The 13,807-nt window shown below is 43.9% G+C and carries 13 protein-coding genes and 1 riboswitch; of the genes, 4 read left to right on the forward strand and 9 right to left on the reverse strand.

Annotated elements, in window-relative coordinates:
* Positions 1-13: 13 nt before the first annotated feature.
* Positions 14-211: riboswitch (cobalamin riboswitch) on the reverse strand.
* Positions 212-326: 115 nt separating this feature from the next.
* From ACZ43M_RS16915 to ACZ43M_RS16930, 4 genes are all read right to left on the reverse strand, one after another.
* Positions 327-1,328, reverse strand: coding sequence for an LLM class flavin-dependent oxidoreductase (locus tag ACZ43M_RS16915; protein ID WP_464503712.1), 1,002 nt, complete (start codon positions 1,326-1,328; stop codon positions 327-329).
* Positions 1,329-1,450: 122 nt separating this feature from the next.
* Entirely contained in the window at positions 1,451-1,591 is a 141-nt protein-coding gene (locus tag ACZ43M_RS16920; RefSeq protein WP_464503713.1) for a hypothetical protein, read from the reverse strand.
* Positions 1,592-1,645: 54 nt separating this feature from the next.
* On the reverse strand, positions 1,646-2,548 hold the full coding sequence (gene purU, locus ACZ43M_RS16925; RefSeq protein ID WP_464503714.1) for a formyltetrahydrofolate deformylase: 903 nt from the start codon (positions 2,546-2,548) through the stop codon (positions 1,646-1,648).
* A 241-nt stretch (positions 2,549-2,789) separates the two neighbouring features.
* A complete protein-coding gene (locus ACZ43M_RS16930; protein WP_464503715.1) occupies positions 2,790-3,464 on the reverse strand; it encodes a phosphatase PAP2 family protein in 675 nt (224 codons plus the stop codon).
* 307 nt (positions 3,465-3,771) lie between these two features.
* On the opposite strand from ACZ43M_RS16930, the gene ACZ43M_RS16935 reads away from it, so the two are divergent.
* From ACZ43M_RS16935 to ACZ43M_RS16945, 3 genes are read left to right on the forward strand one after another with little or no spacing between them, the layout of a single operon-like run.
* Complete coding sequence (locus ACZ43M_RS16935) at positions 3,772-4,236, forward strand: tripartite tricarboxylate transporter TctB family protein (protein WP_464503716.1); 465 nt, start codon at positions 3,772-3,774, stop codon at positions 4,234-4,236.
* Positions 4,237-4,254: 18 nt separating this feature from the next.
* Positions 4,255-5,772: a tripartite tricarboxylate transporter permease gene (locus ACZ43M_RS16940; protein WP_464503717.1), complete on the forward strand. Its 1,518-nt coding sequence runs from the start codon at positions 4,255-4,257 to the stop codon at positions 5,770-5,772.
* A gap of 13 nt (positions 5,773-5,785) precedes the next feature.
* Complete coding sequence (locus ACZ43M_RS16945) at positions 5,786-6,817, forward strand: tripartite tricarboxylate transporter substrate binding protein (RefSeq protein ID WP_464503718.1); 1,032 nt, start codon at positions 5,786-5,788, stop codon at positions 6,815-6,817.
* 179 nt (positions 6,818-6,996) lie between these two features.
* On the opposite strand, the gene ACZ43M_RS16950 is transcribed toward ACZ43M_RS16945, so the two are convergent.
* The 5 genes from ACZ43M_RS16950 to ACZ43M_RS16970 all read right to left on the reverse strand — a co-directional run bounded on the left by ACZ43M_RS16950 (position 6,997) and on the right by ACZ43M_RS16970 (position 12,291).
* Entirely contained in the window at positions 6,997-7,224 is a 228-nt protein-coding gene (locus tag ACZ43M_RS16950) for a hypothetical protein (protein ID WP_464503719.1), read from the reverse strand.
* Entirely contained in the window at positions 7,221-8,432 is a 1,212-nt protein-coding gene (locus ACZ43M_RS16955; RefSeq protein ID WP_464503720.1) for a Ger(x)C family spore germination protein, read from the reverse strand. Before ACZ43M_RS16955 ends, ACZ43M_RS16950 begins: the two co-directional genes overlap by 4 nt.
* Positions 8,419-9,543: a GerAB/ArcD/ProY family transporter gene (locus ACZ43M_RS16960; protein ID WP_464508046.1), complete on the reverse strand. Its 1,125-nt coding sequence runs from the start codon at positions 9,541-9,543 to the stop codon at positions 8,419-8,421. Before ACZ43M_RS16960 ends, ACZ43M_RS16955 begins: the two co-directional genes overlap by 14 nt.
* Before the next feature lie 3 nt (positions 9,544-9,546).
* Entirely contained in the window at positions 9,547-11,133 is a 1,587-nt protein-coding gene (locus ACZ43M_RS16965; RefSeq protein ID WP_464503721.1) for a spore germination protein, read from the reverse strand.
* A gap of 231 nt (positions 11,134-11,364) precedes the next feature.
* Positions 11,365-12,291 carry a D-2-hydroxyacid dehydrogenase gene (locus ACZ43M_RS16970; RefSeq protein WP_464503722.1) on the reverse strand — a complete coding sequence of 309 codons (927 nt, stop codon included), beginning with the start codon at positions 12,289-12,291 and terminating at the stop codon, positions 11,365-11,367.
* 145 nt (positions 12,292-12,436) lie between these two features.
* Here ACZ43M_RS16970 and ACZ43M_RS16975 point away from each other — a divergent pair, with 145 nt between their 5' ends.
* The gene (locus ACZ43M_RS16975) at positions 12,437-13,777 is read left to right on the forward strand and encodes an APC family permease (protein ID WP_464503723.1); all 1,341 of its coding nucleotides are present in this window, start codon (positions 12,437-12,439) and stop codon (positions 13,775-13,777) included.
* The last annotated feature ends 30 nt before the right edge of the window (positions 13,778-13,807 follow it).

The raw sequence follows: 13,807 nt of genomic DNA on the forward strand, positions 1-13,807 counted from the left end.
CCCCGAAGAAGTTGAAACATCTTAAGAAAGACAGGTCTCCTGACTCATGCTTCATCCTACTTTGAACCCTTCCCGTATAAGCGCCTTTAATGCAGCTATCTTATACAGTGGTTTGCTCATTTCGTCAGCATTTACAGTTGCGGGGGCAGTTCCGGATTCTCACCGGATTCCCTATTAAGCCTTGATCGGCATCTTTTCTTAACGCAAACACTATATATAGTTAATTTAATTTAGAATCCAACAATATATTGAATTGGAAACTATGTTAAATATTAGTACAAGCTAGTACATTTTTCAAGAGTTTTTTTAAACTTTATTAAGGCAGATTATCTCCCGTCGACAATTTCCTTCAATATCTCATACGACCGTTTTTGTTTTTCCGGATCAAACATATACGTCACAGCCATGATTTCATCGACATTGTATTTTTCCTGGAAGCTCGTCAGCTGCTGCCGTATACTTTCCTTGCATCCTAACAGCGTCACACTTGTCATCGTGCTGGCCATTTCTTTTTCCATTGCATTCCAAATAAGATCCATATTCTCTACTGGCGGCTGCATTGGCATCCGTGATCCACGGACCACATTCAAGAAAAATTGCTGCATGGTAGTGGACTGAAACTTTGCATCCTCGTCGGTTTCCGCTGCAATCACATTTAAACAAACCATCATGTACGGCTTGTCGAGGTATTGTGAAGGCTGGAACCTGCTCCGGTAAATGGAAATCGCTTCTTCCATATATCGTGGCGCAAAGTGCGAAGCAAATACATAAGGCAGCCCCAAACTTGCTGCTAAATAAGCGGAATCAGTGGAGGATCCCAATATATAAATGGGAACCTCTGTACCGGCGCCAGGATAGGCCCTTACGTAACCTTGTTTTTCTTCCGGTCCAAAATATGTTAACAGCGCTTGGACATCGTCAGGAAAAGTAAATACAGAATCATTCTTGGAACGTCGTAATGCACTTGCTGTGTGCATATCTGTACCCGGAGCACGCCCTAGCCCCAATTCTACACGCCCAGGATAAATCGTCGCCATCGTTCCGAATTGCTCCGCCACCACCAGTGGTGAATGGTTAGGAAGCATGATTCCGCCGGAACCGACTGAAATAGTACTGGTATGCTCCAATGTATGTTTTATTAAAATGGCTGTTGCCGAGCTGACAAGTGTCGGTGTGTTATGATGCTCGGCAATCCAATAGCGTTTATAGCCCATTTTTTCAACAGCTTGCGCTAGGTCAACCATCGCATCTATAGCTTGCTGCGGGCCCTGTCCTTCGCGGATTGGAGCCAGATTTAATACTGATAATGGTATATGAATGTTTGACATCACAATTTTTCCTTTCTAAAAAAAGATACATTACTATAGTACCCTTTGTGATACAAGGAAGGAAACTTTAATGCTCACAGCCGGAAAAAGGTAAGGCCGCCACATACCGACAGCCTTCACCGCTATTTTTTATTATGTTCCTGCTTGATAGCTACGTTTTTCGGCCGCTCAGGGTATGTAGCTTTACCGTCATTTGGTCCAGTCAATGTGTTTCTCTGGTCAAGAACTTTTCCTGTAAACTCGATAGGATTTTGATTTGTCATTGATTTCCCTCCCAGGAATAGAATCCTTTTTATTGTTAGCAGGATTCCTTCGGCTTATGAGAAAACAATAGTTTTATTTTGGTGGACGAGGATTCTGTCTTGGATATGCCATTTCACCGCACGCGCCAAGACGCTCCTTTCAATGGAACGGCCGATTTTTTTCAACGAATCCACATTATCTCGGTGATCGACCCGGGCAATATCCTGTTCGATAATCGGTCCCTCATCCAAATCATTGGTTACATAATGAGAAGTCGCACCAATTAACTTAACTCCTCGGTCATAGGCACGCTCGTACGGTCTTGCCCCAATAAATGCCGGCAGGAACGAATGATGGATGTTAATAATTTTGTTTGGATTTGCTGCCACAAAATTTGGGGTGAGAATTTGCATGTAGCGTGCCAAAATGATTAAGTCAATGTCATAATCCTTCAGCAGCTGGAGTTGTTTTGCTTCAACCTGCTCGCGGATGTCCTTATTAGCCGGAATATAATAAAATGGGATATTTAGGCGTTCCACGATTTCCCTAGCCTCTTCGTGATTGCTGATCACCAAGGCAATATCAGTCATTAAATCACCACTTTGCCATTCCCAAAGGAGCTCCAGGAGGCAGTGCAATTCCTTTGAAACAAAAATCGCCGCCTTTTTCACTTTAAAAACTGGGGTTAAACTCCACTCCATTGTGAACTTGTCGGCAATGGCGGCAAACTGCTGTGCCATTTCGGCCGCCTTCTCCTTTAGTGATGGACATTCAAATTCAATCCTGATGAAAAAAGTACCGCCCTCAGGATTGGTAGAGTATTGGCTGGATTCAATGATATTGGCATTATGTGAAAATAAAAATTGCGAAACGGCTGCGACAATCCCCGGCTGGTCCGGACAACTGACCAACAAACGTCCGCGATTTTGATTTCGCTGCTTATACTCATCGAGTTGAGTGGTTATATTTGTGCTCATTGTATATCTCCTTCTAATGATAATTGAGAGTAATTATACACTAGTCGACTTTAATTTGTTAAGAATGTTCAAACAATATTTTCTTTTTTGCGGCCACCACAGCCTTCGACTACCTTACGGGCAAAATAACGTCTTCTTTTTTACCGCCGACCCTTTTCACAGCTGCCTCTCCGGCAAAATCAAATCATCATCCCCCCTAAATAAACAAAAAGCCGGCACATAAGTACCGACTCCCCTTGCTTTACCCTTCATTCCGCTGCAGTTCCCCCGCTTTAAGCTGCGGCTGGCGCTCCTTATACCACTGAAAAAACCAAATGGCCGCAGTCAGCCAAAAACCGCCGGCGAAATAGCCGCCGATGATATCGCTCGGATAATGCACACCCAAATAAATTCGGCTAACCCCAATCATCACAATCATAAACGAGCTAAATAGTATCAACAAACTGCGCCTAATCCTAGTAGGAATATGCCGCCACAGTAGGAAGGCCAATACTGCATAGACCGAAAATGCATTCATCGCATGACCGCTTGGGAAGCTGTACCCGCCTATTTCAATCAGCCGATGGAAATCAGGACGGGCCCGATGAAAAAAAGCCTTCAAATAGTGATTCAAAATTGGCGTCCCTGCCACAACCGCAATAAACAAAATTAACTCAGATCGATGTTGCATCACTTTATAAAGAACACAGATCACCAGAAGACTTAAAACCACCACAACCTTCGTAGATCCGATCCAAGTAAAAAACTCCATAACAGACGTTAACCAAGGGGCCTCCCAGCCTTGGACTGTCCCAATAACCATACTGTCGAAATTAACAATTCTATCAGCACTAACGAGGGCTGCCATCAAAGCAAATGCCGTCAATGAAACAAGACTAATTAAAAAAGCACGAGTTAATTGAAATTTTAAGTTCATTCGCTAAAACCTCATTCAGACAAGTTATTATCAATAATATAACCAAAAAAGATAAAGACTGCCAACCTCATTGGTTTAGCAGATATTACATTTCATTGGTTATGAGATAAGTCTTAATAAAATAAATATAATTAAACGTTTTTTCCTCTGTTTGCGAAAAATACCACCATTTACAAAACTAACCCTAATAATGAAGGTTCATTCAGACCACTGAAGGCCTTGCAATGTTTGGAACGGAAAATGAACGTTGCATGGCATTTTTTATTTTCTCTGTGTTCACACCATTCTGAATGATGGGGGTATCCCTATGTTAGGAAAAGCTAACCTTGAGAAAAAAGTGGGAGGTTCCATCGCCGTTTTAATCGGTATGCTCTCCTTATATGAAGCATACAGATTATTTCCTTACAGTCTCAACCTGGTTACCGGTGACCATGCCTTGCCAGGATTTATCGGACTATTTTTAGTGGTTGTTGGGATCAGCCTATTTTTCGAGAAAAAAACCAAACAGGAAAGCACTTCTGCACTGCCGGCAGGAAAGACCCTATTTACATTAACAGCTTCCATTGTCATTCTATTTGTCTACTGCCTTTTCATTCATTTTTTTGGTTATGTCGCAAGCACGCTGGTTGTATCCATTGCCCTGTTAAAGTTGATAAACCATAGCCGATGGATCCCTGCCATCATAATTGGAGGACTGATAACTGCCGTTTTCTATTACCTATTTATTTTCATCTTAAAAACACCTTTCCCCGTCGGCATCTTTTCGTTTTAATAGGAGGTTGATCTATAGATGGAAACGTTCCTATATTTATGGGGCGGGCTCAGTGAAGTTGTCACTCCTTCCAATCTTTTAATTGTATTGCTGGGTTCATTGCTCGGCACATTGGTCGGGGTACTTCCCGGACTTGGCCCCACGTCAGCGATTGCGGTATTACTGCCGGTCACAACCGTACTCCAACCCGCCCAAGGATTAATGATGATGGCTGGTATCTATTATGGATCGATGTATGGAGGTTCGACCACAGCGATATTAATGAACATTCCCGGCGAATCCTCTTCCGTGCCCACCACTTTGGATGGCTACCCGCTCGCCAAAATGGGCAGGGCCGGTTCAGCGCTTGGAATTGCTGCAATCGGTTCTTTCTTTGCTGGCATTATCGGATTAATCGGCCTTGTCCTATTTGCCCCATTTTTAGCTGATCAAGCGTTGAAGTTTGGCCCGCCCGAATACTTTACGCTAATGTTAATTGCCCTGTTAGTCCTGTTTAATTTGACCGGCTACTCACTGCGAAAATCGATCCTGATGGGGTTATTTGGCTTCATTATTTCGTTAGTTGGCATCGGGATGACGACGGGGATCCCAAGGTTAGATTTTGGATTTAGCACGCTGACTGGCGGATTCGATATGGTCAGCATCATCATTGGTTTATTTGCCATTACCGAGGTTTTAAAGGGGCTGGAGGAAAATCGAACAGTGACAAAGCGAGTCAAGATTAAACGGGTGTACCCGACAAAAAAGGATTTGAATCAGAGTAAATTTGCGATTTTAAGAGGAAGTCTATTGGGCTTTTTCCTAGGAATCCTGCCAGGAATATCCGCAACCATCACCTCCTTTCTTTCCTATGATTTAGAAAAAAAACTTTCCAAGCAGCCTGAGAAATTTGGCAAAGGAGCAATTGAAGGTGTCGCTGGTCCTGAATCGGCCAACAATGCGACAAGTTCAGGCGGGTTTATTCCCCTGTTATCACTAGGAATTCCGGCATCACCACCATTGGCTGTGCTGTTAGCAGCACTGATGATTTATGGATTGACCCCTGGTCCACTCTTGTTTGAACAAAACAGTGGAATGGTATGGATGGTCATTGCTTCAATGTTTGTCGGAAACGTCATCCTGTTAGTGTTAAATTTACCGTTGGTTGGGTTGTGGGCAAAACTGACGGAAGTCCCATTTGGCATATTGGCGCCAATTATTTTGCTAGTAAGTGTATTAGGAGCCTATTCCGTCCGCAATAGTATGTTTGATGTTGTAGTAGCCATCATTTTTGGCATTCTAGGTTACTTGTTTCATAAGTTCCATTGGCCCATCATCCCTTTTGTCCTAGTTACTGTCCTCGGTCCTAAAATTGAAAGTTCGTTCATTCAATCGATGGAAATGTCTTCTGGCAACCTATTCATCTTCGTGCAGCGTCCCCTCTCACTTACGATTTTATTATTGGCAGTCATCCTTTTAGCTCTATCAATCTTTCTGATGAAAAGAACGAAAAAACGACTCCTGCAAGAAACAAATGAAAAGATGGAATTTTCATAAGGGAGGGTTTATTTTGAAAAAGAAATCGTTTCAAACGCTGGCTTTCTCCTTCATTCTGGCTGTTATTTTGGCCGCCTGCTCCTCGAATTCAACGTCAAAACCGGCTACTAACGCTGGCGGGAATGCTGACAAGAAGATTGAGTATCCGACTAGACAGATTGAACTGGTTGTACCGTTTGCTGCTGGCGGCGGGGTTGATTTAGCAGCCCGTACGGTGGCAGACTATCTAAGCAAGGAATGGGGCAAACCGATTGTCGTTACGAATAAACCGGGTGGCGGGGGCATAATTGGCGCCCAATATGCTCTGAAAGAGGCTAGGCCAGATGGTTATACGGTATTGGTGAATAACAATTCCTCGACGACGATGTATGAAGCAGGAAATTCCAACCCAACTTTAACGATTGAGGACAATATATTTGCTGCTCGGGTTGCACAAGGGTCTCTTGCTTTTGGTGTAAAAGCGGATGCGGAATGGAAGGATTTAAAAGAGTTTTCAGACTGGGTCAAGAAAAACCCTGAAAAATTAACATGGGCCAGCGTAGGTCCTGCTGGATTCTCTGCATTTGGCGTAGCGGAGTGGTTGAAAACCATTGGGGTAGATTTTAAAAAGACCTCGATGGTGTCTTCTGAAGGGGCTTCGGACTCGACCGCAAAGGTAGCTGGCGGCCATGTCGTATTGGCTGTTCATACAGTTGGCGAAATGGCGGCTCTCACCGAGGCTGGAAAATTAAAACTTCTTGCCGTGTCATCAGAAGAACGGAGTCCATTGTTTCCAGACGTCCCAACCACAAAAGAACTGGGATTTGACAACTTAACTGTAAAATGGTGGACGGGATTGTCGTTCGCACCGGGAACACCGGACGAAATAGTCAAGAAGTGGGATGAGGCAGTGGCAAAAATGCAGAAGGACGAAGCATTTATTGGGGAACTTGAAAAAATCAAGCTTGAGCCTGCTTATTTGAATTCAGCCGATTTTTCCAAAAGTGTAAAAAAAGAAAAAGACAGATTTACAAAATTGGCCGAAGAGGCAGGGATAAGGAAATAAAAATCAGAAAAAGGTGCCGGGCGCTTACTTTTTTCTATGTCAAGATCCTTTTTTACATCGACTACATTATCCACAGGATTCCCAGCCTCTAATATTCTAGTTCAGTGTGTCCAAAAAAGGGGGGACGCTCCCTCTTCGGGCGTGGTAACCGCTGATATAGACGGTATCGATCAACTACCCTATTTCTCCAGCAGTTTCCCAAGGGGTTTGAAGATGCCGTCTACAAAATCTGTTGGTCCGGGGATATTGGTGAAGAATACGAGCAGATTGCAAAGGGCCCAGGCGATAAGGGCCAGCGAAAATAAAGCAGCTTTTTCTTTTTTTTGGCCCTTACCTAGTTTCGTCCATTCGAATAGGATGATGCATATAAATATGAACGTGATTCCAGCAGCGGAGCCCCACTTCATTCGTCTTTCACCTCTTGTTCCGGATATGCCCCTGGTTCGGTGACAATCCCAGGTCTTCGGATTTTCGCCGTCGTGTCCATCGTTACGTCAATCGTTGGAAAAATATCATCCCAATCGTGTTTATGCTTTTTCCACATTTTAGGATAGGCGCGGTGAAAGGCTTCCGCAAATCCGAATATATCCGCGTTCATCTCTTTTTGTACTTTGGTTAAAGCTTCCTTTACTCTAGTATTAATATCATCTCTCAGGTCTTCCTCCAATTTGCTGATGGTTTCCGGATCTCCTGTATTCAAAGTCGTGCCATTTTGAATAATATCGTCTTCCGTTTCCGCTTTTAGAGTAATTTTCCAGTTACCATTTTCGATTTTGGGGATGATCTGGGATTGTGCCCGAAGTAATTGCATGGAAATATACCCTTCCACATTTTCAGGTTTGGCGGTTACAATAGCCAATTCAATTTCATTTCTCAGCCATAATATTCCCCGCGTTGTCGACTGGTCGACGGCCCCAACCATTTTTCCTTGTTTTAATACCGCCGTCCCTACGATATAGCCTATGGTTTGATTTTTCCCCTGACCTGGCTGGGTCGGTAATATTTCAATATAAGGGACAGCGGCGGCCCCGCTTTCACCAATCAGCATCTGCCCCAGATCTTTCAGGGTGATGTCTACGCCAGTTTTTAAGCTTGCCAACTCTCGCAGCACTTCCGCTAAGTCCCGTTCCAATGGGGGATCAAGGCTGAAGAGCTTCGCCACTTTTTGTTTGCTGACAAAAATGTGGGAGCGTTCACGAGTTTGCGGATGGCGTAAAATAAAGTCAATGGTGGGGCGGATATCTTCCTGCCTGACAAAATCTTCATGCATTACGAACACCTCATTATGGCCCCAGAATAAATGGCGGGGAAACTCCTGTTGCAGCGCAGAAGTGGCCTCGGCAAGTGTCGCGCCTTTAGCGGAGCGAACCAAGACCTGTCCTTCCCCTCCTCCGCCGCCCCCGGTTTCCCCCCCGCCGCCGGCTGCTTTTTTCGGTATATACACCACAACTGTCATTTCGATGGTTGAGTCGGTCTTTTTATCAATGCCGGCAGCGGTTATGATGGCTAGATCATTCAATTCCTTCCTGTCCCAGCAGCCAGCGAGTAAGAGGGCAGGGATGACAATTAGCAGCAGCATGATCATTATTTTCGTAAAAATATTAACCGGACTCATTTGACTCCATCCTTTTTCTCATGAAACTTTTTCGAATCCAAGCTATACAAAGCAGCAGAAAAGGAACGCCAAGCTGCATCGTTAACAGATAAAATGCCCCCGTAGTTTCAAGAAAGTGGGCCAATGACTGCAAATTGGAAGCTGACCAATTGCTGAGACCGAGCAAAAGAAAAGCGGTTGGCAGCACGAGTCGCCGATAGCCGGAAAGCCCAAGCAATTGCGCAAGCCCAAGTACAGCGGCGTAATAAAACACGGCAATTTTAATAAATGTTCCGGATACCCAAATCGCCATAACAACAGCTTCTAGATGTTCTAAAAAACCGGCAATACTGATGTAACGGACGGCAACCATGACCGGATACGTGTCCTTTATGGTAAGTTTGCCTAACAGCATGTAGGTGGCAAGGTTTGTTAAAACCAATAAAGCCGCGACACTGACAACAGATAGAAATCCCCATTTCATCGCTTTCGCCGAGTCCTTTAAATACGGCAATAAAAACGCGATTAGGATAAACTCGCTGAACCAAGCCGCAGGTACAATCGAACCCATGAAAGGAGGGAGTAGCCCATCTTCCAAAAACGGCTGTAAATTTTTGATATCAAGATCTTTTAAGAGCAATAACGTCATTAACACAAACAGTAAAGTCACAACCGGGACGATAATTTGTGAAGATCTGCCGATTGCCTCGATTCCCCCGTATACGGCAAGGGCACAAACGAGGAGCATGGAACCCATGACCACATTCAACGGTGTCAAATGAAGAAAAGTGCCGACAACAAACTCTGCGTACTCCCGCAAGATGATCCCGTTAATATGAAGTAAATACGCTAAAAAAATCAGCCCGACGATTTTGCCCGCTATTTTGCCTAGAATAAGTTCACAATACTGAATGAAGCTCTTTTCCGGGTAGAGCTTATATAACTTAGCGGCGATCATCACAACTAAAAAACCACTAACGGATGCCATAATTGGCGACAGCCACAAATCCTGTTTTGCATGTCTTGCTGTAGCCGCAGGGACTAGCAGCAAGGCTGTAGCGAAAATCGTAGGCGTCATCATAATTGCCATTTGAAAAGCCGATATTTTTCCTTTTTCGATCATGTTTTCCATCACCTACTCCGTCCCCTTGGCAGGATCCGGCTTTTGCCCAGGGGCCTGCCGGTTTTGATTATAATCTCCCGTCAAGCGCGGGCGGGTCCGGAATGACCAAAGAGGAGCCCGCATCATGACATCTTTCATTTCGCTCGCTCTCATTGGACCCATCGGAGCCAGATACGGCAGGCCAAAAGAGCGAACCGTACTTAAATGAACAATGATGGCAATCAGACCAAGCATAATCCCAAGAAGCCCGAGTGTACCGGCCAGGAGCATGATAGGAAACCGCAACATCCGGATGGCAATGGCGCCATTATAGCGTGGGATTGTAAACGAAGCAATTCCCGTAATCGCCACGACCATGACCATAGGTGCGGAAACGAGACCGGCGGAAACAGCGGCCTGACCGATAACAAGGGCACCAACAATACTGACAGCAGAACCGACTTGTTTCGGCAGCCTGATTCCCGCTTCTCTTAACGCCTCAAAGGTGATTTCCATGATCAACGCCTCAACAAGCGCAGGAAAAGGAATCAATTCCCTTGACTTGGCAAAAGTGAGCAACAAGGTTGTCGGAATCATCTCCTGATGAAAGGTCAACACCGCCACATACACAGACGGAAGCAATAACGCCATCACCAAAAATCCATAACGCATCCAGCGGATTAATGTGCCAATCATGAACCGTTCATAATAATCTTCGGATGCTTGGAGCAACGAATACAACGAAATAGGAACAATCATCACAAAAGGCGTCCCGTCAACCAAAATCACGACCCGACCTTCAAGAAGATTGGCAGCGGCAACATCTGGACGTTCGGTACTCAAAATTTGCGGGAAAGGAGAAAATGGGTGGTCTTCAATGAATTCCTCGAGATACCCGCTTTCCAAAATACCATCAATATCAATGCGCTTTAGGCGGTTCTTTACTTCTTCCACCAAGGTCGGGTCAGCAATTCCCTCCAAATAGGCAATGGTCGTTTTTGTCTGCGTTTCTCGGCCGATATTTAGCGACATCATTTTAAGTTTCGGGCTTTTAATCCTTCTTCGCAACAGGGAAGTGTTTACGACGGAAGATTCGGTGAAGCCCTCTCGTGGACCGCGAACGACCGTCTCGGACAATGGTTCCTCCACCGCTCTTTTCTCCCATTTGGACAATCCCGCAGAAATGGCAACGGGATTCTTATCTACTAGGATTACAGGATTACCCGATGCGATTTGCTCGATTGCATCAGCAAACGTCTCGTTTTCTTTTATACTAGAAACCGTTAATCTTTGTGCGATAATTTCATTCAGCTTTTCATTAGGTGTGACTGTCTGCCGCATCAGCGGTGCCAAAATGCTTTTATCAATTTCCTCAATATTGGACATCCCTTCGATATAAATAAGGGCAGCTTTCACTTTCCCAGCAATGGTAAAATGCCGGAAAACAACATCAGCACAATCCTTATAAATCGATTGCAAAAATGACAAATTGGTCTCAAGATCAGTGGTGGGGGAATGCGGCAAAGATAAAGACGGATGCTCCTTCTCCAGACCAAGTAACGGATTTTGGAACTTCACCTTTTTTAATTTTCTTTTCATCAATTTCTTAAACAAATCCATAGTAAATTGCCTCAATTTCCTCTGTGACTAGTCGATATACCATTATTAACGTAAACTAATAGATATAAACAACAGGCGAGAGAAATTTGTTCCCATACACATTAATGAATGGAAATAAAGTCGGAAAACGAAATGCTTAGAGTGCAAAAAAACAGGTCGAATTGTTCCAGAATAAAAAAAGGGAACTGCCAAAGGTCAGTTACCTGACGTTTTTGACAGCCCATTTTTATTTCAATATCCTTTTTTTACATCTACTACATTATCAAGCGGAATCCCCTCTTCTATCTTATTCAGCGTGTCCAAAAAGCAGGCTGCCCCCTCTTCGGGTGTGGTAACCGCTGATATATGCGGAGTGATTATAACATTGGGATGTTTCCATAATGGGTTGTCCCCTGGCAGCGGCTCCTCGGCAAACACATCGAGAACTGCAAACCTTACCAGATTTTGGTCTAACGCTTCCAGTAGTGCTCCTTCGTTCACGGACGCCCCTCTCCCCACATTAACGAACCCTGCACCGGATAACTGCTTAAAAATCCGCTCATCAAAAAAATCAGCTGTTTGATTGGTTAATGGCATCGTATTTATCACATAATCGATTTTGGCCAACCGTGAAAAATGTTTTTCAACTGTCAACACTTCTGAAAAAAATTCCTTTTCCTTGCCGCTCGACGAACAGCCGTATGCTACCATACCCAAACCCGCCAATACCTTGGCGGTTGCTTGACCAATCTCACCAGTCCCGTAAATCATCACCTTTTGCTCACTCAAGAGCTTTGGAGTCATAGGCTGCCATTTCTTTTGCCGCTTACACTCCCGAAACTGGTCGTGAAACTGCAAATCCTTCAATATGTAACTTAAGCAATATTCGGCAATTCTTTGCCCGAAGGAACAAATCGTCCGGGTTAACAACACATTTTCATTCCATGCCTTCTTATATAAAAAACGGTCTACCCCAGCCCCTAATGAATGAACCCATTTGACATTGCTGTAATCATAATCGGCCCTAAGGTTAAATGCCACCAAAGCATCTGACCAGTTCAACTCAGCCTGCGTCAACTCGTCTTCCGGTATAAATCGAAATTGGTTTAACAGGTTTTCTTTTTCAATAAAAGCTTGTAATTGAGTATACATAGGGCTTACGACCAAAATATGTTCCATTTTCAAATTTCCTCACCTAATATCCAATAGATTTTCTCTCATTATAAACTATTTCACAGGAAAAATTTATTTAAAAAATATCTTCACATCGCATAATAATTCTTTTAAAATAATATTCATGCATAATGAGAGGGGAATGATAGAATTGGAGTCTTCACAAGTAACATTAAAGCGCACGCTGGGGGTAGCGCCTGTCGTATTTTTGGGGTTGGCGTATATGTCACCCTTTGCGGTTTTTGATACATTTGGAGTTGTTTCAGCGGAAACACACGGACATGTACCTGCTTCCTACATATTAATTACGATTGCGATAATATTTACTGCCCTAAGCTATGGAAAAATGGTCAAACTTTATCCTGATGCAGGGTCTGCCTATACTTATACTAAAAGAACCATGGGTTCAAAACTCGGCTTTCTTGTCGGTTGGTCCGCTTTGCTCGATTATTTGTTTTTACCGATGATCAACGCTGTGTTGGCAGGGATTTATTTATCTGCAAGTTTCCCCAATGTTCCCTCCTGGGTTTGGGTCGTCGGATTAATCGTCATCATCACGGTTATGAATATTGCCGGAATTAAAATCACTGTTTCCGCGAATACGCTATTCGTCCTGTTTCAACTGCTTGTTGCTATTATTTTTGTTATTTTAACGGTTAGGGCGATTGTTTCGGGAGATGGCGGAACGGGATTTGGAGTGAGACCGTTTTTTTCAGAAGAAATCAACATGAGTCTATTGTTCTCGGGAGCGGCGATTCTAGCATTGGCCTTTCTTGGATTTGATGCAGTCACCACTTTATCTGAGGAGACCATTAATCCGGAAAAAAATATTCCGAAAGCGATTTTTTTGATTGCTTTCATTGGTGGAGTCTTTTTTATCACAGTGACCTATTTTATGCAGGTTCTCTTCCCGGACGTTTCTATTTTCCATGATATTGAAGGAGCATCACCGGAGATTGCCTTGCGTATTGGTGGAATTCTGTTTCAATCCGTTTTTACAAGCGGTGCGTTAATATCGGTACTGGCATCTGGCCTAGCCGCTCAGACCAGTGCTTCCAGACTGCTGTTTGCCATGGGCCGCGACGGCGTGATTCCAAAGAAATGGTTTGGAAAAGTCCATCCAAAATTGCAGACTCCTGTTTTCAATATTGTTTTTGTCGGAGTCCTGTCCTTGAGTGCTTTATTCCTAGACCTTGTGACAGCGACATCACTAATCAACTTTGGCGCCTTTACTGCATTTTCATTCGTCAATCTGTCTGTTATTGTCCATTATTTTAAAAATAAACAGGCAATGAACGGTAAGAGATTTATTAGTCATGCATTGTTCCCGCTGATTGGACTGGCCTTCCTTATCTATCTTTGGTTCAGTCTCGATATTTTGGCCCTTAGCTTTGGACTTGGCTGGGTTGTCATCGGTTTGGTTTACCTCATTTGGCTGACAAAAGGCTTTAAGGTCAAGCCGCCAGAATATGAATTTGCTGAGAATGTTTAAAGTCAAAAAAAACGCTCATCCCGAGCGTTT

This window comes from Neobacillus sp. B24 (genome assembly GCF_055381825.1).